The organism is Enterobacter cloacae complex sp. I1M, from assembly GCF_014982425.1.
GTDB classification, from domain to species: Bacteria; Pseudomonadota; Gammaproteobacteria; order Enterobacterales; family Enterobacteriaceae; genus Enterobacter; species Enterobacter intestinihominis.
In genome coordinates this window covers 122,541-143,381 of sequence record NZ_JADCLG010000023.1, presented here as the reverse complement: position 1 = coordinate 143,381, position 20,841 = coordinate 122,541, and the positions used below count along the sequence as shown (strand labels likewise).

General features: G+C 53.3%; 22 protein-coding genes. 14 read left to right on the top strand and 8 right to left on the bottom strand.

Features of this window, described 5'->3' with window-relative positions; translation table 11 throughout:
• Window positions 1-7 precede the first annotated feature (7 nt).
• The gene (gene rluB, locus INF86_RS14930) at window positions 8-883 is read left to right on the top strand and encodes a 23S rRNA pseudouridine(2605) synthase RluB (protein ID WP_003856794.1); all 876 of its coding nucleotides are present in this window, start codon (window positions 8-10) and stop codon (window positions 881-883) included.
• Window positions 884-918: 35 nt separating this feature from the next.
• Here the strand turns inward: rluB and cobO are convergent, their stop codons facing one another.
• Entirely contained in the window at window positions 919-1,509 is a 591-nt protein-coding gene (gene cobO, locus INF86_RS14925) for a cob(I)yrinic acid a,c-diamide adenosyltransferase (protein WP_046619712.1), read from the bottom strand.
• Window positions 1,506-2,267, bottom strand: coding sequence for a YciK family oxidoreductase (locus INF86_RS14920; RefSeq protein ID WP_193543671.1), 762 nt, complete (start codon window positions 2,265-2,267; stop codon window positions 1,506-1,508). Before INF86_RS14920 ends, cobO begins: the two co-directional genes overlap by 4 nt.
• 252 nt (window positions 2,268-2,519) lie before the next feature.
• Between INF86_RS14920 and sohB the strand changes: the two genes are divergently transcribed.
• Entirely contained in the window at window positions 2,520-3,566 is a 1,047-nt protein-coding gene (gene sohB / locus INF86_RS14915; RefSeq protein ID WP_193543670.1) for a protease SohB, read from the top strand.
• A gap of 35 nt (window positions 3,567-3,601) precedes the next feature.
• Here the strand turns inward: sohB and INF86_RS14910 are convergent, their stop codons facing one another.
• A complete protein-coding gene (locus tag INF86_RS14910; RefSeq protein WP_003856804.1) occupies window positions 3,602-3,853 on the bottom strand; it encodes a YciN family protein in 252 nt (83 codons plus the stop codon).
• Window positions 3,854-4,251: 398 nt separating this feature from the next.
• Between INF86_RS14910 and topA the strand changes: the two genes are divergently transcribed.
• From topA to acnA, 6 genes are all read left to right on the top strand, one after another.
• Window positions 4,252-6,849, top strand: a complete 2,598-nt coding sequence (gene topA, locus INF86_RS14905) for a type I DNA topoisomerase (RefSeq protein ID WP_193543669.1) — start codon at window positions 4,252-4,254, stop codon at window positions 6,847-6,849.
• A gap of 186 nt (window positions 6,850-7,035) precedes the next feature.
• On the top strand, window positions 7,036-8,010 hold the full coding sequence (gene cysB, locus INF86_RS14900) for an HTH-type transcriptional regulator CysB (RefSeq protein ID WP_006810844.1): 975 nt from the start codon (window positions 7,036-7,038) through the stop codon (window positions 8,008-8,010).
• Window positions 8,011-8,346: 336 nt separating this feature from the next.
• Window positions 8,347-8,487 (top strand): YmiA family putative membrane protein, encoded by a 141-nt coding sequence (locus INF86_RS14895; RefSeq protein ID WP_227414790.1) that lies wholly within the window; start codon window positions 8,347-8,349, stop codon window positions 8,485-8,487.
• A gap of 8 nt (window positions 8,488-8,495) precedes the next feature.
• On the top strand, window positions 8,496-8,660 hold the full coding sequence (locus INF86_RS14890) for a hypothetical protein (RefSeq protein ID WP_162200559.1): 165 nt from the start codon (window positions 8,496-8,498) through the stop codon (window positions 8,658-8,660).
• A 138-nt stretch (window positions 8,661-8,798) separates the two neighbouring features.
• The gene (gene ymiC / locus INF86_RS22485; protein ID WP_032103392.1) at window positions 8,799-8,897 is read left to right on the top strand and encodes a small membrane protein YmiC; all 99 of its coding nucleotides are present in this window, start codon (window positions 8,799-8,801) and stop codon (window positions 8,895-8,897) included.
• 165 nt (window positions 8,898-9,062) lie between these two features.
• Complete coding sequence (gene acnA, locus INF86_RS14885; RefSeq protein ID WP_023306390.1) at window positions 9,063-11,738, top strand: aconitate hydratase AcnA; 2,676 nt, start codon at window positions 9,063-9,065, stop codon at window positions 11,736-11,738.
• A gap of 37 nt (window positions 11,739-11,775) precedes the next feature.
• On the opposite strand, the gene ribA is transcribed toward acnA, so the two are convergent.
• Window positions 11,776-12,366 (bottom strand): GTP cyclohydrolase II, encoded by a 591-nt coding sequence (gene ribA, locus INF86_RS14880; protein ID WP_013096372.1) that lies wholly within the window; start codon window positions 12,364-12,366, stop codon window positions 11,776-11,778.
• A gap of 197 nt (window positions 12,367-12,563) precedes the next feature.
• Here ribA and pgpB point away from each other — a divergent pair, with 197 nt between their 5' ends.
• The 5 genes from pgpB (at window position 12,564) to yciH (ending at window position 16,212) form a co-directional block, all read left to right on the top strand.
• Window positions 12,564-13,331 carry a phosphatidylglycerophosphatase B gene (pgpB, locus tag INF86_RS14875; protein WP_032624128.1) on the top strand — a complete coding sequence of 256 codons (768 nt, stop codon included), beginning with the start codon at window positions 12,564-12,566 and terminating at the stop codon, window positions 13,329-13,331.
• Between the two features lie 148 nt (window positions 13,332-13,479).
• On the top strand, window positions 13,480-13,788 hold the full coding sequence (locus INF86_RS14870) for a LapA family protein (protein ID WP_006810839.1): 309 nt from the start codon (window positions 13,480-13,482) through the stop codon (window positions 13,786-13,788).
• 6 nt (window positions 13,789-13,794) lie between these two features.
• Entirely contained in the window at window positions 13,795-14,964 is a 1,170-nt protein-coding gene (gene lapB, locus INF86_RS14865; protein WP_003856819.1) for a lipopolysaccharide assembly protein LapB, read from the top strand.
• Window positions 14,965-15,148: 184 nt separating this feature from the next.
• Window positions 15,149-15,886 carry an orotidine-5'-phosphate decarboxylase gene (gene pyrF / locus INF86_RS14860; RefSeq protein ID WP_193543667.1) on the top strand — a complete coding sequence of 246 codons (738 nt, stop codon included), beginning with the start codon at window positions 15,149-15,151 and terminating at the stop codon, window positions 15,884-15,886.
• Window positions 15,886-16,212, top strand: a complete 327-nt coding sequence (gene yciH, locus INF86_RS14855; RefSeq protein ID WP_193543666.1) for a stress response translation initiation inhibitor YciH — start codon at window positions 15,886-15,888, stop codon at window positions 16,210-16,212. The genes pyrF and yciH overlap by 1 nt, the downstream gene beginning before the upstream one ends.
• Window positions 16,213-16,317: 105 nt before the next feature.
• Here yciH and osmB read toward each other — a convergent pair whose 3' ends face one another.
• The 3 genes from osmB to INF86_RS14840 form a co-directional block, all read right to left on the bottom strand.
• Window positions 16,318-16,536 (bottom strand): osmotically-inducible lipoprotein OsmB, encoded by a 219-nt coding sequence (gene osmB / locus INF86_RS14850; protein ID WP_003856823.1) that lies wholly within the window; start codon window positions 16,534-16,536, stop codon window positions 16,318-16,320.
• Window positions 16,537-16,798: 262 nt separating this feature from the next.
• Window positions 16,799-17,551, bottom strand: coding sequence for a DNA-binding transcriptional regulator YciT (locus INF86_RS14845; RefSeq protein ID WP_022648316.1), 753 nt, complete (start codon window positions 17,549-17,551; stop codon window positions 16,799-16,801).
• Between the two features lie 37 nt (window positions 17,552-17,588).
• Entirely contained in the window at window positions 17,589-17,771 is a 183-nt protein-coding gene (locus INF86_RS14840; RefSeq protein ID WP_022648315.1) for a hypothetical protein, read from the bottom strand.
• A 191-nt stretch (window positions 17,772-17,962) separates the two neighbouring features.
• On the opposite strand from INF86_RS14840, the gene INF86_RS14835 reads away from it, so the two are divergent.
• The gene (locus INF86_RS14835) at window positions 17,963-18,832 is read left to right on the top strand and encodes a crotonase/enoyl-CoA hydratase family protein (protein WP_193543665.1); all 870 of its coding nucleotides are present in this window, start codon (window positions 17,963-17,965) and stop codon (window positions 18,830-18,832) included.
• Here INF86_RS14835 and pdeR read toward each other — a convergent pair.
• Window positions 18,829-20,817: a cyclic di-GMP phosphodiesterase gene (gene pdeR, locus INF86_RS14830; RefSeq protein ID WP_193543685.1), complete on the bottom strand. Its 1,989-nt coding sequence runs from the start codon at window positions 20,815-20,817 to the stop codon at window positions 18,829-18,831. The genes INF86_RS14835 and pdeR overlap by 4 nt on opposite strands.
• Window positions 20,818-20,841 lie beyond the last annotated feature (24 nt).

Sequence of the window (20,841 nt, the reverse complement as noted above, 5' to 3'; positions counted from 1 at the left end):
AAGCTCAATGAGCGAGAAGTTACAGAAAGTGCTGGCGCGTGCCGGCCACGGTTCGCGCCGTGAAATCGAAGCCATTATTGAAGCAGGTCGCGTGAGTGTGGACGGTAAAATCGCCACACTCGGTGACCGCGTTGAAATCGTACCGGGGCTGAAGATCCGCATTGACGGCCATCTTATCTCCGTAAAAGAGTCCGCTGAACAGATCTGCCGCGTGCTGGCTTACTACAAGCCGGAGGGCGAACTGTGTACCCGCAACGATCCGGAAGGCCGCCCGACGGTGTTCGACCGTCTGCCAAAACTGCGTGGCGCCCGCTGGATTGCCGTAGGGCGTCTGGACGTGAATACCTGTGGCCTGCTGCTGTTCACCACCGATGGTGAACTGGCAAACCGCCTGATGCACCCGAGTCGTGAAGTGGAGCGTGAATACGCCGTTCGTGTTTTCGGCCAGGTTGATGAGAACAAACTGCGCGATCTGTCGCGTGGCGTTCAGCTGGAGGACGGCCCAGCGGCGTTCAAAACCATCAAGTTTACCGGTGGTGAAGGCATTAACCAGTGGTACAACGTTACCCTGACAGAGGGACGTAACCGCGAGGTGCGTCGTCTGTGGGAAGCGGTCGGTGTCCAGGTAAGCCGTTTGATTCGTGTCCGCTATGGCGACATCCTGTTGCCGAAAGGCCTGCCACGTGGCGGCTATACCGAGCTGGATCTGACGCAAACCAACTACCTGCGCGATCTGGTTGGCCTGACGCCAGAAACCACATCGAAAGTGGCGGTAGAGAAAGATCGTCGTCGTATGAAGGCGAATCAGATCCGCCGTGCGGTTAAACGTCACAGCCAGGTTAGCAGCAATCGCCGCTCTGGCAGCCGTAATAACAACGGCTAATCTAAAAGCCCGGTGAATATTCCGGGCTTTTTTCATCAGTAATCAATCCCTATTTGCGCTTTGATACCCGCATCGAACGCATGCTTAACCGGACGCAGCTCGCTGACGGTATCGGCCAGCTCCAGAATGTCCCGATGACACCCGCGCCCCGTGACGATCGCCGTCTGGTGTGCAGGGCGGTTCCTGAGGGCCTCCAGCACGGCTTCCAGCGGCAGGTAGTCATAGGCCACCATATACGTGATCTCATCCAGCAACACCATGTTCAGCGACGGGTCAGAGAGCATTCTTTTGGCATGCTCCCAGACGGCGAGGCAGGCTGCGGTATCTGTTTCCCGGTTCTGGGTATCCCAGGTAAAACCGGTCGCCATCACCTGAAACTCAACGCCATGCGGTTCGAGCAGATTACGCTCGCCGTTGGGCCATTCACCCTTGATAAACTGGATCACGCCCACTTTCTGACCGTGCCCGACTGCGCGGGTGGCGGTACCGAATGCGGCGGTGGTTTTGCCTTTGCCGTTGCCGGTGAACACGATGAGGATCCCGCGTTCGTCCTGGGCGGCTGCCACACGTGCATCAACCTGTTCTTTCAGACGCTGCTGGCGCTGCTGATGACGGTCTTCACTCATTGCGATATCCCCGGTTTGCGGCCTGGCTGAGCATCGAATGTCATTCCGGTTTTACGACGGCTGTCGTCACCCATCAGCCACAGATAAAGAGGCATAATATCGGCCGGGGTTTTAAGCTTTTGCGGATCTTCTGTCGGGAACGCGCTGGCACGCATTTTAGTGCGCGTACCGCCAGGGTTAATACAGTTAACCCGCAGATGGCGGTTTTGATACTCTTCGGCCAGCACCTGCATCATTCCTTCGGTGGCAAATTTTGAGGCGGCGTAAGCCCCCCAGTTCGCACGACCCTGACGCCCCACGCTGGAGGAGGTAAACACCAGCGAACCGGAATCTGAGTTAAGTAATAAAGGAAGCAAGGCCTGGGTCAGGAAAAACGTCCCGTTGACGTTAACCTGCATCACCTGCTGCCAAATCTCCGGATCCTGTTCATCCATCGGGCGCACTTCGCCCAGTAACCCCGCGTTGTGCAGTACGCCGTCCAGACGCGAATAATGCGTACTAATGCGCTGGGCAAGGGCCTGACATGACGCTGACGTACAGGTCAGCAGATCGAGCGTATACCAGGGCGTGGGGGTACCGCCGGCGTTTTCGATTTCACGGGCAACGGCTTTGAGCTTTTCTTCATTACGTCCCAGCAGAATAAGGCTCGCACCGTGTTCAGAATAAGTCAGCGCCGCTTCGCGACCAATCCCGTCGCTGGCACCGGTAACCAGAATGATGCGGTTCTGTAGAAGGTTTTTTTGTGGCTGATAATGCACGGTGGCTCCTCAGGCGCATTGGGCGTGACTTGCACCTTTATTTATGACTTTTCGGCTTTATGCCCGAAACCGCGTCAGAATTCAATCAGTCTACAGGACAGAACGCTGGGAAATTAACAATTTGCAAAGATTTAAACCAGAAACGTGGGATTCCTGAAGCCGCCTCGCAGAGCTAATGTCCAGAGCGAGACGCCTGCGCAGGGCTGTTGTACACTGGCGTGAAAGATTCGTGGTTAAATCAAGGTGGAACGCGTGGAATTACTTTCTCAGTATGGGTTGTTTTTGGCCAAAATCGCGACGGTGGTTATTGCTGTCGCGGTGATTGCCGTCCTGATTGTCAACCTGACGCAGCGTAAGCGTCAGCGTGGTGAGTTACGCATTACCCGCCTGAGCGAGCAGTATAAAGAGATGCGGGAAGAGATGTCTCTGGCGCTGCTTGACGATCATCAACAGAAGCTGTGGCTAAAAGCCCAGAAGAAAAAACATAAGCAGGACGCCAAAGCCGCGAAGGCGAAAGCTAAGCTCTCCACGCCACAGGCTGACGCAAAACCGCGCGTCTATGTGCTCGATTTTAAAGGTAGCATGGATGCGCATGAAGTCTCCTCTCTGCGTGAGGAAGTGACAGCGGTGCTGGCCGTGGCGACAGCCCAGGATCAGGTGGTGGTACGCCTTGAAAGCCCGGGCGGCGTAGTGCATGGGTATGGACTGGCGGCTTCGCAGTTACAACGTCTGCGGGATAAACAGATCCCGCTCACCGTGGCGGTAGATAAGGTCGCGGCGAGTGGCGGCTATATGATGGCGTGCGTGGCGGATAAAATCGTCGCAGCACCGTTCTCCATTATCGGCTCGATTGGGGTGGTTGCGCAGATCCCTAACTTCAATCGTTTCCTGAAAAATAAAGAGATCGACATCGAATTGCATACGGCGGGTCAGTACAAACGTACGCTGACGCTGCTCGGCGAAAATACCGAAGAGGGACGGCAGAAGTTCCGGGAAGATCTGAACGAAACCCACCATCTGTTCAAGGATTTCGTGCACCGCATGCGCCCAACGCTGGACATTGAGCAGGTGGCTACGGGCGAACACTGGTACGGCACGCAGGCGCAGGAGAAAGGGCTGGTGGATGAAGTGGGTACCAGCGACGACCTCCTGCTCAACCTGATGGAAGGCCGTGAGCTGGTGGGGGTGCGCTTCACCCGACGTAAGCGCCTGCTTGACCGTTTTACCAATAGTGCGGCAGAAAGCGCGGATCGCCTGCTGCTACGCTGGTTGCAGCGCGGACAAAAGCCGCTGCTGTAAAGAAAAACGCGAGGCAGATGCCTCGCGTTTTCGTTTTAATCGACCAGGTGGTACTTCTCTGAGAGGGTATGCGCCAGGTATTTAAACATGTTAAACACGGCGGTGCTTTTCGGGGTTGGTAACCCTTGTTCATCAAGGAAGTATTCACCGCTGAACACCAGCACGCCATTACGTTGTTCCACGCCAGTCGCTTCAATCCCCGCCAGGGTGTCTTCATGGTCGCGAATGAGTTTGTTTGCTTCGATAAGCAGTGAAGCTCGGTCAATGGGTTGGGTCGTATTCTGCATATTCCACTCCTTAAACAGTGACAATAGTCTACGCCTGGGTCGCTTCGGGGGCAAATTTTCCCTGCTATCCACGGGTATAAGGAACAGGGGCTGGCTGGCGGGATTTGCTTTTGCATGCTAATAAAGTTGCGTAACGAATTTTATCAGGTACAGTGTGCGCTTTCGTCATTCTGGCAACAGAATTGCTTGACATTCGACCGGGAATTCGTCACGAATGAACTTTGATGTGAGAAAAATACCCGAAAACTCAATGACCTGGATGTCGCCATACTGACGTTCGGTAAGACAAAGGGGTTGATATCCCCTGACGACGTCGCAATATCAATGGCTCGTCGTCAGCGGAAGGGAAATCAACGTGCGGCGTATTCCTGGAAGAATTAAATTAGGTAAAGGTGAATATGGGTAAAGCTCTCGTCATCGTTGAGTCCCCGGCAAAAGCCAAAACGATCAATAAATATCTGGGCAATGACTACGTGGTTAAGTCCAGCGTTGGTCACATTCGCGATTTGCCGACAAGTGGCTCAGCCAGCAAAAAGAGCGCAGACTCTACCTCCACCAAAGGGGCTAAAAAGCCTAAAAAGGATGAACGTAGCGCGCTTGTCAACCGCATGGGTGTTAACCCATGGCACAACTGGGATGCACAATACGAAGTGCTGCCAGGCAAAGAAAAAGTCGTTAACGAGCTGAAACAGCTTGCTGAAAAAGCAGACCACATTTATCTCGCAACCGACCTTGACCGCGAAGGGGAGGCCATCGCATGGCACCTGCGGGAAGTGATTGGGGGTGATGACAAACGCTACAGCCGTGTAGTGTTTAACGAAATTACAAAGAATGCGATTCGTCAGGCGTTTGAAAAGCCGGGTGAACTGAATATCGACCGTGTTAACGCTCAGCAGGCGCGTCGCTTTATGGACCGCGTTGTAGGTTACATGGTTTCGCCGTTGCTGTGGAAAAAGGTCGCTCGCGGCCTGTCTGCGGGACGTGTGCAGTCTGTGGCTGTTCGTCTTGTTGTCGAACGTGAACGCGAGATCAAAGCGTTTGTCCCGGAAGAGTTCTGGGAAGTGGATGCGAATGTCACCACACCGGGCGGCGATGCGCTGCCGTTGCAGGTGAGCCACCACAACGACAAACCGTTCCGTCCTGAAAATCGCGATCAGACCATGGCCGCCGTAGCGCTGCTGGAAAAAGCGCGTTATCAGGTGCTGGATCGTGAAGACAAACCGACCAGCAGCAAGCCTGGCGCACCGTTTATCACGTCAACGCTTCAGCAGGCGGCAAGTACGCGTCTGGGTTACGGCGTGAAGAAAACCATGATGATGGCCCAGCGTTTGTATGAAGCGGGTTACATCACCTACATGCGTACTGACTCCACCAACCTGAGCCAGGACGCTGTCAGCATGGTGCGTGGCTATATCGAGGACAACTTCGGTAAGAAATACCTGCCGGACAGTCCTAATCAGTACGCCAGCAAAGAGAATTCTCAGGAAGCGCACGAAGCGATCCGTCCTTCTGACGTTTCCGTTCTGGCGGAATCTCTTAAAGATATGGAAGCGGACGCCCAGAAGCTGTATCAGCTGATCTGGCGCCAGTTCGTGGCCTGCCAGATGACGCCAGCGAAATACGACTCCACTACGCTGACCGTTGGCGCGGGTGATTTCCGCCTGAAAGCGCGTGGCCGCATTCTGCGTTTCGACGGCTGGACAAAAGTGATGCCTGCGCTGCGTAAAGGTGATGAAGACAGAACGCTGCCTTCCGTTAACAAAGGCGACGAGCTGTCGCTGGTTGATCTGGTACCGGCACAGCACTTCACCAAGCCGCCTGCGCGTTTCAGCGAAGCGTCGCTGGTAAAAGAGCTGGAAAAACGCGGCATCGGTCGCCCGTCTACCTATGCGTCGATCATTTCGACCATTCAGGATCGTGGATACGTTCGCGTTGAGAACCGTCGATTCTATGCTGAAAAAATGGGTGAGATTGTTACCGACCGTCTGGAAGCTAACTTCCGTGAGTTGATGAACTATGACTTCACCGCGCAGATGGAGGACAGTCTCGATGAGGTTGCCAGCCATAAGGCCGAGTGGAAGAAAGTTCTCGACAGCTTCTTCAGCGATTTTACCAACCAGCTTGAGAAAGCTGAGAAAGATCCTGAAGAAGGCGGCATGCTGCCTAACCAGATGGTACTGACCAGCATCGACTGCCCAACCTGTGGCCGTAAAATGGGGATCCGTACCGCAACCACGGGCGTGTTCCTCGGCTGTTCTGGTTATGCGCTTTCGCCGAAAGAGCGTTGCAAAACCACTATCAACCTCGTGCCGGAGAACGAAGTTCTCAACGTGCTCGAAGGTGACGATGCGGAGACCAACGCACTGCGCGCCAAGCGCCGCTGTCAGAAATGCGGCACGGCGATGGACAGCTACCTGATCGATCCAAAACGTAAACTGCACGTTTGCGGTAATAACCCAACCTGCGACGGTTATGAGATCGAAGAAGGTGAGTTCCGCATTAAGGGCTATGACGGTCCGATCGTTGAGTGTGAGAAATGTGGTTCCGAAATGCACCTGAAAATGGGACGCTTCGGTAAGTACATGGCATGTACCAACGACGACTGTAAAAACACGCGTAAGATCCTGCGTAACGGTGAAGTTGCGCCGCCGAAGGAAGATCCGGTTCCGCTTCCTGAGCTGCCGTGCGAGAAGTCAGAGGCGTATTTCGTGCTGCGTGACGGCGCTGCCGGGGTATTCCTGGCGGCCAACACCTTCCCGAAATCGCGCGAAACCCGTGCGCCGCTGGTAGAAGAGCTGTACCGCTTCCGTGACCGTCTGCCGGAGAAACTGCGTTACCTGGCCGATGCGCCACAGCAGGATCCGGAAGGCAACAAAACCGTGGTGCGCTTCAGCCGTAAAACGAAGCAGCAGTACGTGGCGGCAGAGAAAGAGGGTAAAGCGACCGGTTGGTCAGCCTTCTTTGTCGACGGGAAATGGGTTGAAGGTAAAAAATAATCTTCACTTACCGTAATTTACCTGTGAAAGGGCCGGACTTCCGGCCCTTTTTTATTACGTTGTTATTATTTTTTGTTCCGTACTATACAGCCTGGCTATAAATGATATAGTGGTTATAGTTAACCCGTTTCTTATTATCAAATCGTATTAAGCGATTGACGCATGCGCTAAATCGGATGGTCTGGCATGAAATTACAGCAGCTTCGCTATATCGTTGAGGTCGTCAATCATAACCTCAATGTCTCTTCCACCGCAGAAGGTCTTTATACCTCGCAGCCTGGCATCAGTAAGCAGGTGCGTATGCTGGAGGATGAATTAGGTATTCAGATATTTGCCCGCAGCGGTAAGCACCTGACTCAGGTCACGCCGGCAGGGCAGGAAATCATTCGCATCGCACGAGAAGTGCTTTCCAAAGTCGACGCCATTAAATCCGTCGCCGGGGAACATACCTGGCCGGATAAAGGCTCCCTTTATATTGCCACCACGCACACACAGGCGCGTTATGCGCTTCCCGGGGTGATCAAAGGTTTCATCGAACGCTATCCCCGCGTTTCCCTGCATATGCATCAGGGCTCACCGACGCAAATCGCAGAGGCCGTGTCTAAAGGCAATGCCGATTTTGCCATCGCGACGGAAGCTCTTCATCTGTACGATGATCTGGTCATGCTCCCGTGCTACCACTGGAACCGCTCTATTGTCGTGACCCCCGATCATCCGCTGGCGGGGAAGGGCGAAGTGACAATCGAAGAGCTGGCACAATACCCGCTGGTGACCTATACGTTCGGATTTACGGGCCGTTCTGAGCTAGACACCGCCTTTAACCGCGCCGGATTAACGCCACGGATCGTCTTCACTGCAACGGATGCGGACGTCATTAAAACGTACGTGCGTCTGGGTCTGGGCGTAGGCGTTATTGCCAGCATGGCGGTGGATCCTGTATCAGACCCGGATCTGGTGCGTCTGGACGCGCATGATATCTTCAGCCACAGCACCACCAAGATAGGTTTTCGTCGCAGCACGTTCCTTCGCAGCTATATGTATGATTTTATTCAGCGCTTCGCACCGCATTTAACACGTGACGTGGTCGACACGGCCGTGGCGTTACGCTCCAATGAAGACATCGAAGAGATGTTTAAAGACATCAAACTTCCTGCCAAATAATTACACCCGGTATCTTTCTCTTCTGGAAAGATACTGGTTTCCCCCTTTAAATCTAAATTAGAATTAACCTCATCTGCGCCTACTGTCATATATCGTCATAACCCATTTGATGAATAGGGTTTTACTGTCGCAAATTTGCGACAAAAGTAGAAACTAATTTACAGGTGTGCAAATTATTCTTTTCAATTATTTATTTCTGGTCAAAAGATTGAATTTTCCCAGGCTCAGATTCGTAAATTCACTGGCTTTTCGGCTAAAGTTTCTTTAGGATTTATCTCATCAGATGATTACTTGTGCCAATTGTTTGGTCTCTAAATGATAAGCGATATCGATTGTATGAGGTTAGCAATGCCGTCAGGAAGTGAAGAACCGCAAAGGGATCCCGCGCTTAAGCGTAAAGCCTGGCTGGCGGTCTTTCTCGGCTCTGCCCTGTTCTGGGTGGGTGTTGCTCTTCTCGTCTGGAAATATTGGGGTTGAATATGGTCATGACGGTGCGTACTGACGCGAGAAAAGAGATGTGTCAGCTTCGTGACAATGCTCACAAAGCGCGTAAGGCGCCAGGAACCAGCGTGCCAGCCTCCTGGCAACTGACGCCACAGCAGCAGGCCTTTATTGATGTGTTCGCAGAAGACGAACCCAAAAAACAATAATTTTGATTTTTTGCGTAATGATGCAAATAGTCTGAATAAAGACTGTGCACTTTTGTACTCCTTAATAAATACACATCAGCAATATAGAACGAGGGCAGACCTCGCATCCTTAAATAATTAAAGTCTGGTGTCCCTATGATGAATAACATGACAACCGTAAAATACTGGTCATGGCTCGGCGTATTCTCAGCGTCGATCCTCTTCTGGTGTCAGCTCCTCTGGCTGGCCTTACACTAAATCGTAAAACCTCGCCACGGCGGGGTTTTTTGTTTAATCCCTCGCGTTGGACCATTCCTAAATTTATCAATTTGGGTTGTTATCAAAACGTTACGACATCTTTGTGTTATCTTTAATTACAGCCCTGATGATTGTCAGGACATCCCTGTTTTTAAGGAGGAGCTTATGTCGTTAACCCTACGCGAAGCCAGTAAGGACACATTACAGGCGGAAAATAAAACCTGGCGCTACTACAGCTTACCGCTGGCTGCCAGAACGCTTGGGGACATTTCGCGGTTACCCAAGTCGTTGAAAGTACTACTGGAAAACCTCTTGCGCTGGCAAGATGGCGACTCGGTTACCGAGGAGGATATCCAGGCTCTGGCAGGGTGGCTGAAAAATGCTCACGCAGACAAAGAAATTGCCTACCGCCCGGCCAGGGTATTGATGCAGGATTTCACCGGCGTGCCGGCGGTTGTGGACTTGGCCGCCATGCGTGAAGCTGTTAAGCGTCTCGGGGGCGATACGGCTAAGGTGAACCCGCTCTCACCGGTAGACCTCGTCATCGACCACTCCGTCACCGTCGATCACTTTGGTGACGACGATGCTTTCGGTGAAAACGTCCGTCTGGAGATGGAACGTAACCATGAACGCTATGTCTTCCTCAAATGGGGTCAGCAGGCGTTCAGCCGCTTCAGCGTTGTTCCACCAGGCACCGGCATTTGTCACCAGGTCAACCTGGAATATCTCGGCAAAGCCGTCTGGAGTGAATTGCAGGATAAAGAGTGGGTGGCTTACCCGGATACGCTGGTGGGCACCGATTCACACACGACCATGATTAACGGCCTTGGCGTTCTGGGCTGGGGCGTCGGTGGTATTGAAGCGGAAGCGGCCATGCTCGGCCAGCCGGTATCGATGCTCATTCCCGATGTGGTGGGCTTTAAGCTGACCGGTAAATTGTCCGAAGGCATTACCGCCACGGATCTGGTTCTGACGGTCACCCAGATGCTGCGTAAGCATGGCGTGGTGGGTAAATTCGTTGAATTTTATGGTGATGGTCTGGATTCACTGCCGCTGGCGGACCGGGCCACCATCGCCAACATGGCGCCGGAATATGGTGCGACCTGCGGCTTTTTCCCGATTGATAGCGTTACGCTGGAGTATATGCGCCTCAGTGGTCGCAGCGAGGAGCAGGTGGCGCTCGTAGAGGCCTACACCAAAGCGCAGGGCATGTGGCGTAACCCGGGTGACGAGCCGGTATTTACCAGCACGCTGGAACTGGATATGGGCACCGTTGAGGCAAGCCTCGCAGGGCCGAAACGACCGCAGGACCGCGTTGCCCTGAGCAACGTTCCGAAAGCCTTTGCCGCCAGCAATGAGCTGGAGGTTAACGCCGCGCAAAAAGATCACCGTCCGGTGGACTATGTTCTGAACGGGCATCAGTATCAGCTCCCTGACGGCGCCGTGGTGATCGCCGCTATCACTTCCTGTACCAACACGTCCAACCCGAGTGTGTTAATGGCTGCCGGGCTGCTGGCAAAAAAAGCGGTAGAACTGGGACTCAAGCCACAGCCGTGGGTTAAGGCGTCCCTGGCGCCTGGTTCGAAAGTGGTTTCCGATTACCTGGCGCAGGCCAGACTCACGCCGTACCTCGACGAGTTGGGCTTTAACCTGGTGGGCTACGGCTGTACGACCTGCATCGGTAACTCTGGTCCACTGCCTGAGCCTATTGAAGTGGCGATCAAGCAGGGTGATTTGACCGTTGGCGCGGTACTTTCCGGTAACCGAAACTTTGAGGGGCGTATTCATCCACTGGTGAAAACCAACTGGCTGGCCTCGCCGCCGCTGGTTGTAGCCTATGCTCTGGCCGGAAACATGAACATTAACCTGGCGACCGATCCGATTGGTCACGATCGCAAAAATGAACCTGTCTATCTGAAAGACATCTGGCCATCATCGCGTGAAATTGCGCGCGCGGTAGAGAAAGTTTCCACCGAGATGTTCCGCAAAGAGTATGCGGAAGTGTTCGAAGGTACAGCGGAATGGAAAGCGATCGACGTGGTGGGTTCCGATACCTATGACTGGCAGGATGATTCCACCTATATTCGTCTGTCGCCCTTCTTCGATGAGATGCTGGCGGAGCCTGCACCGCTGAAAGATATTCACGGCGCGCGCATTCTGGCGATGCTGGGCGATTCCGTCACCACTGACCATATCTCACCAGCGGGGAGCATCAAAGCGGACAGTCCGGCAGGTCGGTATCTGCAAAGCCGTGGCGTGGAACGTCGCGATTTTAACTCCTACGGTTCGCGCCGCGGTAACCACGAAGTGATGATGCGCGGGACATTTGCCAACATCCGCATTCGTAATGAAATGGTCCCGGGCGTGGAAGGGGGCATGACGCGCCACCTGCCAGATACAGAGGTCATTTCAATTTATGACGCAGCCATGAAGTATCAGCAGGAGGGTACGCCGCTGGCCGTTATTGCCGGTAAAGAGTACGGCTCTGGTTCCAGTCGCGACTGGGCGGCTAAAGGTCCACGTCTGCTCGGGGTTCGCGTGGTGATTGCCGAATCCTTTGAACGTATCCACCGCTCAAACCTGATCGGGATGGGGATCCTGCCGCTGGAGTTCCCGCAGGGCATAACGCGTAAAACGCTGGGTCTGACCGGGGAAGAGCAGATTGATATCAGCGGTCTGCAAAATCTGCAACCGGGTAAAACCGTTCCGGTGAAGTTAACGCGGGCAGATGGTACAACAGAAGTGCTGGATTGTCGGTGTCGTATTGATACGGCAACAGAGCTAACCTATTACCAGAATGACGGCATTTTACATTATGTGATTCGTAAAATGCTGGACTGATAAATCTCGCCCGGCAGAAGTGCCGGGCGTTTTGCGTTTACTCGCTCAGCAGGTGCCCCATCTTTGCAGCTTTGGTATCGAGGTAGTGCGCGTTTTTCGGATTGCGGCCAACAATCAGCGGCACGCGTTCAACGATATTGATGCCCGCTTCAGTGAGGATCTCCACTTTTTTCGGGTTATTGGTCAACAGACGCACTTCGTCCACGCCCAGCAGCTTGAACATATCTGCGCAGAGGGTGAAATCGCGCTCGTCAGCAGCAAAGCCGAGCTGATGGTTGGCTTCGACGGTATCATAGCCCTGATCCTGCAACGCGTAGGCACGGATTTTATTCAGCAGACCGATATTGCGTCCTTCCTGGCGGTGATACAGCAGCACGCCACGTCCTTCCTCTGCGATATGAGAAAGAGCGGCTTCGAGCTGGAAACCGCAGTCACAGCGCAGGCTGAAGAGCGCGTCACCGGTCAGACACTCAGAATGAACGCGGGACAGTACCGGCGTCTGCCCCGAAATGTCACCGTATACCAGGGCGACGTGATCTTGTCCGGTTGCCAGTTCTTCAAAACCCACCATCAGGAAATCGCCCCATGGGGTTGGCAGTTTGGCTTCTGCCACACGTTTAAGCTGCATGTGATTCTCCATACCAGGCTGACACGTTTCGTGCCTTTGCCCCATTTTGCTTTCTGTATTGGACTATTTTGCCACAAGCCCGGCTACTTCACCTAATCACCACCACGCTATACGGACGTTAAACGCACGATCCGACATATCCACCAGAAGGTGGAAATTCAGTTATGATTGTGGAGCTTAGTGAAAAAGGAGAGGACATGCTTTCAATTGCCAGACGCACGGCCGCAGGCGCCGCCGTATTGCTTGTTATACCCCTGATCGTTTGGTTCTCCGGCTGGATGTGGAAGCCCGGACAAAACGAGACGTGGCTGAAAGCCTTATACTGGATAACTGAGACGGTCACCCAGCCCTGGGGGATTATTACGCACGTGCTGCTCTGTGCCTGGTTCCTGTGGTGCCTGCGCTTTCGTCTTCGCGCGGCGCTGGTATTATTTGCCATTCTCGGAGGTGCCATTCTTGTCGGGCAGGGGGTGAAGTCGTGGGTGAAAGATCGCGTGCAGGAACCCCGTCCCTTTGTTATCTGGCTGGAAAAAACGCACCATATTCCGGTAGATGAGTTCTACACTTTAAAGCGTAAGGATCGCGGGGCGTTGGTGAAAGAACAGCTTGCGGAACAGCAGGATATCCCGACATTTTTACGCAAACACTGGCAAAAAGAGACCGGCTTTGCGTTTCCTTCCGGACATACGATGTTTGCTGCCAGCTGGGCGCTACTCGGCGTGGGGCTGCTTTGGCCACGTCGACGTACCCTCACGATTGCGATTTTGCTGGTCTGGGCGACAGGCGTAATGGGCAGCCGGATGCTGCTGGGGATGCACTGGCCGCGTGATTTGGTGGTGGCTACGATGATTTCGTGGGTACTGGTGACGCTGGCGACCTGGCTTGCACAACGTTTCTGTGGACCTCTGACGCCACCGCAGGAAGAGAAGGAAGAAATAGCCGAAAGGGAGTCAGGCGGAACCTGAAGCTTGATATTCCGCATTTTGACCATAAATCCATGAAGGGCGCATTACTTTTTCCGTTTCGCGCCCGCCACTAAAATGGTAGCTTATAAGGCTGATTGCAGTGAGTTGAACACGCTTTATACGCTCGAACCACATAACGGGAAGTCATGTGAAATATTTACTCATTTTCTTACTGGTGTTGGCGATTTTTGTCATTTCAGTCACATTGGGCGCGCAAAACGATCAACAGGTAAGTTTCAACTATCTGCTGGCGCAGGGCGAGTACCGGGTGTCGAGCCTGCTGGCTGTGTTATTCGCAGCGGGTTTTGTCATCGGCTGGCTTGTATGTGGCCTGTTCTGGCTTAAGGTTCGTGTTTCCCTTGTTCGCGCTGAACGTAAAATTAAACGACTTGAACATCAACTTACGCCTGCGACTGACATTCCGGCGAGCTCTGGTGTGCCGGTAGTCAAGGAATAATCGAATATGCTGGAGTTGTTGTTTCTGCTTTTGCCTGTCGCCGCAGCCTATGGCTGGTATATGGGCCGCAGAAGCGCGCAACAAACAAAACAGGATGAAGCAAACCGACTCTCCCGTGACTACGTTGCGGGGGTGAACTTCCTGCTGAGCAATCAGCAGGATAAAGCGGTCGATCTGTTCCTCGACATGCTCAAAGAGGATACCGGCACCGTAGAGGCGCATCTCACCCTGGGAAACCTGTTCCGCTCGCGCGGAGAGGTTGACCGTGCCATCCGTATCCACCAGACCCTGATGGAAAGCGCATCGTTGACCTATGAGCAACGGTTGCTGGCCGTGCAGCAGTTGGGCAGAGATTACATGGCGGCGGGCCTGTACGATCGCGCAGAAGATATGTTCTCTCAGCTGGTGGATGAGACCGATTTCCGTATCGGTGCGCTTCAGCAACTTCTGCAAATCTACCAGGCAACCAGCGACTGGCAAAAAGCGATTGATACCGCCGAACGGCTGGTCAAACTCGGCAAAGATAAACAGCGCGTCGAAATTGCCCATTTTTACTGCGAGCTTGCCCTTCAGCAAATGGGTAGCGATGACATGGATAAGGCCATGGCATTGCTAAAAAAAGGCGCCGCGGCCGATCGCAACAGCGCCCGCATCTCGATAATGATGGGGCGGGTCTTTATGGCTAATGGTGATTACGCCAAAGCCGTGGAAAGCCTGCTTCGCGTTATCGATCAGGACAAAGAGCTGGTCAGCGAAACACTGGAAATGCTGCAAACCTGCTATCAGCAGTTAGGTAAGCAGGACGAGTGGGTTGCATTCCTGCGCCGCTGTGTTGAAGAAAACACCGGTGCCACAGCCGAGCTGATGCTGTCGGATGTCGTCGAAGAGCACGAAGGGAGTGATACCGCCCAGGTATACATTACCCGTCAGTTGCAGCGCCATCCGACGATGCGCGTCTTCCACAAGCTGATGGATTATCATCTTAACGATGCAGAAGAAGGGCGCGCTAAAGAGAGCCTGATGGTGCTGCGAGACATGGTCGGTGAACAGGTGCGGAGCAAGCCGCGCTATCGCTGCCAGAAATGCGGCTTCACCGCCTATTCGCTCTACTGGCATTGCCCTTCCTGCCGGGCCTGGTCTACCATCAAGCCAATTCGTGGTCTGGACGGGCAGTGATTTTTTAAAACACTCCATTTTAGTTACAACATACTAAAGAGTGCATTATTTCTTTCAGCACCGTGCGGTCTGTGGTTCAGCAGGAAAAGCATTCGATTCTGTTCATTTACCCCGAGGGCAGGTAGAATGCACGCCGTTTATCTGTTCCGCGCCGCTGCGCGCCCATAGACGAAAAGGGCTGGTCATGACGTCTGTTACTTCCTCCACTTCCCGCGTAGTTACCGATTCTCCTGTAGTTGTTGCTCTGGATTACAATAACCGTGACGCCGCACTGGCCTTTGTTGATGGTATTGAACCCCGGGATTGCCGTCTTAAAGTAGGCAAAGAGATGTTTACGCTGTTCGGTCCGCAAATCGTCCGCGATCTGCACCAGCGTGGTTTCGACGTTTTCCTCGACCTGAAATTCCACGATATTCCGAATACCACTGCCCACGCCGTTGCTGCGGCGGCTGAACTGGGTGTGTGGATGGTTAACGTTCATGCCTCCGGTGGGGCACGTATGATGACGGCTGCGCGCGAAGCGCTGGTTCCGTTTGGCAATGACGCTCCGCTTCTTATCGCCGTCACCGTGCTGACCAGTATGGATGAATCTGACCTTCGTGACCTGGGTGTGACGTTGTCACCTGCCGAACATGCGGAGCGTCTGGCGCGCCTCACGAAACAGTGTGGGCTTGATGGCGTGGTCTGTTCAGCTCAGGAGGCGGTTCGCTTCAAATCTGAGTTAGGCCGCGAATTTAAACTGGTGACGCCAGGTATCCGTCCGGCAGGCAGCGAGTCAGGGGATCAGCGACGCATCATGACGCCAGAGCAGGCGCTGAGCGCGGGGGTAGACTATATGGTAATTGGTCGCCCGGTGACGCAATCCGCTCATCCGGCAGAGACTCTGAAAGCGATTAATGCATCACTGAAAAAGGGGGCATAATGCGTGATGCCAACACTCGTCTGGTCTATTCAACAGATACCGGGCGCATTGAAGAGCCAAAAGAGAAAGCTGAACGTCCGAAAGGCGATGGACTCGTGCGTATTCAGCGCCAGACCAGTGGCAGAAAAGGGAAAGGCGTTTGCCTTGTCACCGGCATTGATCTGGATGATGCAGAGCTGGTAAAGCTCGCCGCTGAGCTTAAAAAGAAGTGCGGATGCGGTGGGGCAGTAAAAGACGGCATAATTGAGATTCAGGGCGATAAGCGGGATTTAATTAAAACGCTGCTGGAAGCCAAAGGTATGAAAGTCAAACTGGCGGGCGGTTAAAATAAATGAGCCACGGACATTGCCGTGGCTCTTTTTTTTTACGTGCGTAAGTCAGACCTGAAAATACAAAATATATTATTATACCGGTGAGAGCCGTTATGGTGATTATTTGCCCACCTGGTGACCGATAATACCACCTACGGCAGCACCACCTAATGTACCCAGCGTACTACCATCCGTTAATACTGCACCACCAAGCGCACCAGCACCGGCACCAATCGCGGTGTTACGGTCACGTTTAGACCAGTTAGAGCAAGCGCTCAGAGACATTGCTACAGTGATTGCCAGAACAGCGGCGGCTAATTTTTTGCTGGTAAAGGTCATAATACTTTCTCCTGAATTATCGATTCACGGAAAGGAATGCACTTTAAGTATAGACAATATCCATACTTAAATTCTGTTCCCGTGAAAGCTGGTCGCGCAGGCGTTACATCATCACGCAGGTGATAGTCACTTCCTGTTATATCGCTAATATTAATTTTACGTGTTTAGAACAGTTTCAACAGGTAAAAACTCTTAAAGGAAGGGTCGGAATACTCTCAGAGAAAGGTTTAAGTGCGCCCATTATTCGGGCGCAGCAGGATAATCAGGCCGTTTTTTTCACAATATCGACAGTCAGGCCGTCTTGTTCTAATTGCTGGCGATATTCATCGCGTAAACGCTCATCCGTGATCACACGGCTGAAGCGCGAAGCCGGACCCATCGTATAAGGGTGTACGGCGCCAAACTTAGAGCTATCGGTCAGCACAATCGCTTCACACTCTTTGGCGAGTACGGCGTTCACCACGTCTGAACGCATCATGTCGCGACCGGTAAAGCCGGTGTCGGGCTGCCAGCCGTCAATGCCAATGAATGCCTTACTGAAGTGAACCTGCTGAACATATTGACGCGTTAATGGCCCCACCATGCTTTCGCTTTTCTTTTGGTAAATGCCGCCCAGCAGAATGACCTCGCAGCGAGTTTCCTTCAACAGATGGGCGATATAGCTGCTTACGGTAATGATGGTAACGTCTTTTTGATCGGCAAGCGTGCGCGCCAGAAGGGCGTTACTGCTGCCATTTTCAATAAAGACGGTCTCACCGTTATTCACTAAGGATGCAGCAAACTCCGCCAGTTCCCGCTTGAGCGCAAAATTGTTCATCATGCGGGTTTCAACGTCGTCGCTGTCCAGTGGAACGGCATATCCGTGCGCACGCCGCAGGTAGCTCTGTTTTTCCAGAAGATTCAGATCCTGACGAATGGTGACTTCAGAAACGCCGGTAGCTTTAGCGAGATCGACTACGCTTACGCGTCCCTGATCGATCACCATCTGCAAAATGATTTGTTGTCGGGAATTCATAGCATCCATTTAAAAGGCAAGGGCGAAAACGACGTGGTTACACTTCCCACGGGGCTTTTGGTTGAGTGGATTCTGATGCGTTATCAGTGCCGTTCTCAGCCAGCAGTTCAGACTTGAGGATCTCAAGATTACGGATAGCAGAGTGATAATCGCCCGCGACAAGAATATCCAGCACAGTATCAATACGCTGTGCCACGGCTGTTGCATCAATGTTAGACATAAGCTCACCCTGAAGCGAAAAGTTAATATTATCAATGATGCAGAAAATTGATTCAAAAGAGAAGGTAAAAAATGCAATAACCAAAGTTCATAAATGAAAGTGACAAATTTAACCCCCGTATGCTGCGGGTTGTAGGGGTGGATTAGTCTAAAACTGCGCGCAACGCGCTTTTTTATAAGAGGAATTCGACTATGACAGTTATCAACCAGACAACCTGCACATTGTTTACTGATGCTGAACGATTCACTCAACTGGCGGCTTATTATGAGGCCGAACGGCGCACGGTGTGGATGATGTTACGTGCCACGCCACGGCCTTGCTTCAATCATGCGCTGATCGAGGAGATCATGAATCTCTCCTGGCTGGTTCGCCAGTCCGGATATGTCGTTGATTTTTGGGTCACCGGATCGCTGGTCCCTGACATCTACAATACCGGCGGTGATTTACAATTCTTCGTTGAGTGCATCAAAAACAACCGACGCGAAGCGTTACGCGCCTATGCCCGGGCCTGTGTGGACTGCGTTCATGCCGCCTCACGAGGGTTTGATACCGGTGCTGTCACGCTGGCGATGGTTGAAGGAAGCGCGTTAGGGGGCGGGTTTGAAGCCGCGCTGGCGCATCATTTCATTTTGGCCCAGCGCGATGCCCGATTAGGCTTTCCGGAAATCGCGTTCAATCTGTTCCCGGGCATGGGCGGTTATTCACTGGTGGTGCGTCGTGCCGGCATGAAAATGGCAGAGGCGCTGATCTATAAAGGTGAGTCGCATACGGCGGAATGGTATGAACAGCACGGTCTTGTGGATCTCTTATTCGAGCCGTTACAGAGCTATGTTTCGGTACGGACGTTTATCGACACGCTACAGCCGAAGCTGAACGGCGTAAGGGCCATGCTGCGCGCGCGTACGCGTGTTCTGCCACTTCCGCGAAGCGAGTTGATGGACATTACCGAGGATTGGGTGGATGCCGCCTTCTGTCTTGAACCGAAGGATATCGCCTACATGGAGCGGCTGATTATGCTGCAAAATCGCCATCAGGCGACGGGCTTACGCAAAGCCAGCTAACGGACATTCCTGGCCTGATAGCGCTTTAGCCATCGCTCGAATGCGGCTGCGGGCATGGGCTTAGCAAAAAGAAAACCCTGCCGTTCGTTGACGCCATTCTTCGTCAGAAAGGCGTCTTCTTTTGCACTCTCCACCCCTTCAGCAATAACCTGCAGATTCAACGCCTGTGCCACGGCGACTATCGCGCGCACCAGCGACTGTGAAATTGACTGCTTATGGATATCCCGGACGAAGGACTGGTCAAGCTTGATGGCGTCGATAGGGAAGCGCGCCAGCTGCGACAGGGAAGAGTACCCCGTACCAAAGTCATCAAGGTGAATTTGCGCCCCCAGGCGGCTAAATTGCTGGATCACTGACAGGGCCAGCTCTTCATTTTCGATGAGACAGCTTTCGGTCAATTCCACGTCAATCGGGCAGTATTCAAAATTCAGGTCTTTCAGCGCCTGCTTCAGGTCACTGAAGATGGTCTGGTCCGCCAGCTGACGGGCGGAAACGTTGACCGCGACGCGCAGGTTGATCCCTTTGTCGCGCCATTTTGCCACCTGGCGCACCACATCGAGCATAACCCAGCGGCCAAGGGGCACTATCAGCCCTGACTCTTCCGCATAGGAGATAAATTCCATCGGCGGGATCAGGCCACGCTCTGGTGACTGCCAGCGCACCAGCGCCTCCAGACTTCTGACTTCGCCGCGCCAGGTCATTTTTGGCTGGTAGTGAATTAACAGCTGATCGTTATCCAGCGCTTTACGCAGGTTGGTATCCAGCCACAGATATTCAAATACGCGCTGGTTCATCTCTGGCGAGAAGACGCAGAATTTACCCCGGCCATTTTCCTTGGCGGTGTACATGGCGGTGTCGGCATTGCGAATGACGCTTTCCCGATCGTTACCGTGCTGGGGCGCAAGCGCGATACCAAGCGAGCAGCCAGTGTAAACCTCTATCAGCCCGATGCTGAAAGGCTGCCGCAGTCGGGTCAGAATGCGCGACGCCATAGCTTCCAGTGCGCCCTGCGAGGTATCGGTGGCCATCACGATAAACTCATCCCCACCCAGGCGCGCCAGGGTTTGTCCGTCGTCCAGGCAACTCAGGATCGCCAGCGCAACGGCCTGTAGCAGCTGGTCGCCAAACATATGCCCATAGGCATCGTTCACTTTTTTAAAGTTATCCAGATCGAGATAAACCACGCCCACCTGCGTTTCACCCCGGGAGGTGATGGCGTCGGAGATCAGCTCATGGATGGCATTTCGGTTAGGCAAACCGGTAATCGTATCCGTATTGGCGAGAACGCGCAGGCGCTCCTGGGCCCGACGCTCTTCCGTGATGTCGGTACCCGAACAGATGAGGAAAATTTCATTTTTCCCGCTGCCGCTGTGAACGAATTTATTTCTGAAGAGAAACAGGCGTTGCCCCTTGCGGGTCTTGATCCAGCGTTCGACTTCGTAGGAGCTGCCGTTACGAAAAAAACCGGTGATGTTGCGTTTTGAGGCCGCGGCTTCGCTGCGGCTCATGAACAGTTTAAACACGTTTTGCCCGATGACTTCCTGTTCCTTCAGGCCCGTATATTCTTCACTTAAACGGTTGAAGCGCTGAATATTCCCGTTCTGGTCGAGGATGACAATTACGGAGTTAGCTTCGGACACCACCTGTTCGGCGAAGGAGAGTCCCTGCGCCAGATCGCGCGCCACGGAAGGCGTGTCGTTCCATGCTGATGCCGTTCCCGCCCACTCATTTTTGTTAATTTTACGACCGACAAGATGGACGGGAACGTCCAAACCATACAAGGGAAGGGTCATGGCAATGCTGGCGGTGATAACGGTGAGCTGGCGAATCAGAGCGGCCTGCTCATCGTCCAGCGCAACCACCTGAACGATGTCAGCGCTTTCACTGGCAGCAAGATGCAGAGCATTGCTGTCTGCTGTTAGTCGCCACCAGGGGCTATGCGTACCCATGTAACGAAACAGCAAATTCTGCTCCAGATCGTCCATCCCGTTTTCTCCCGCGGCTGCTGA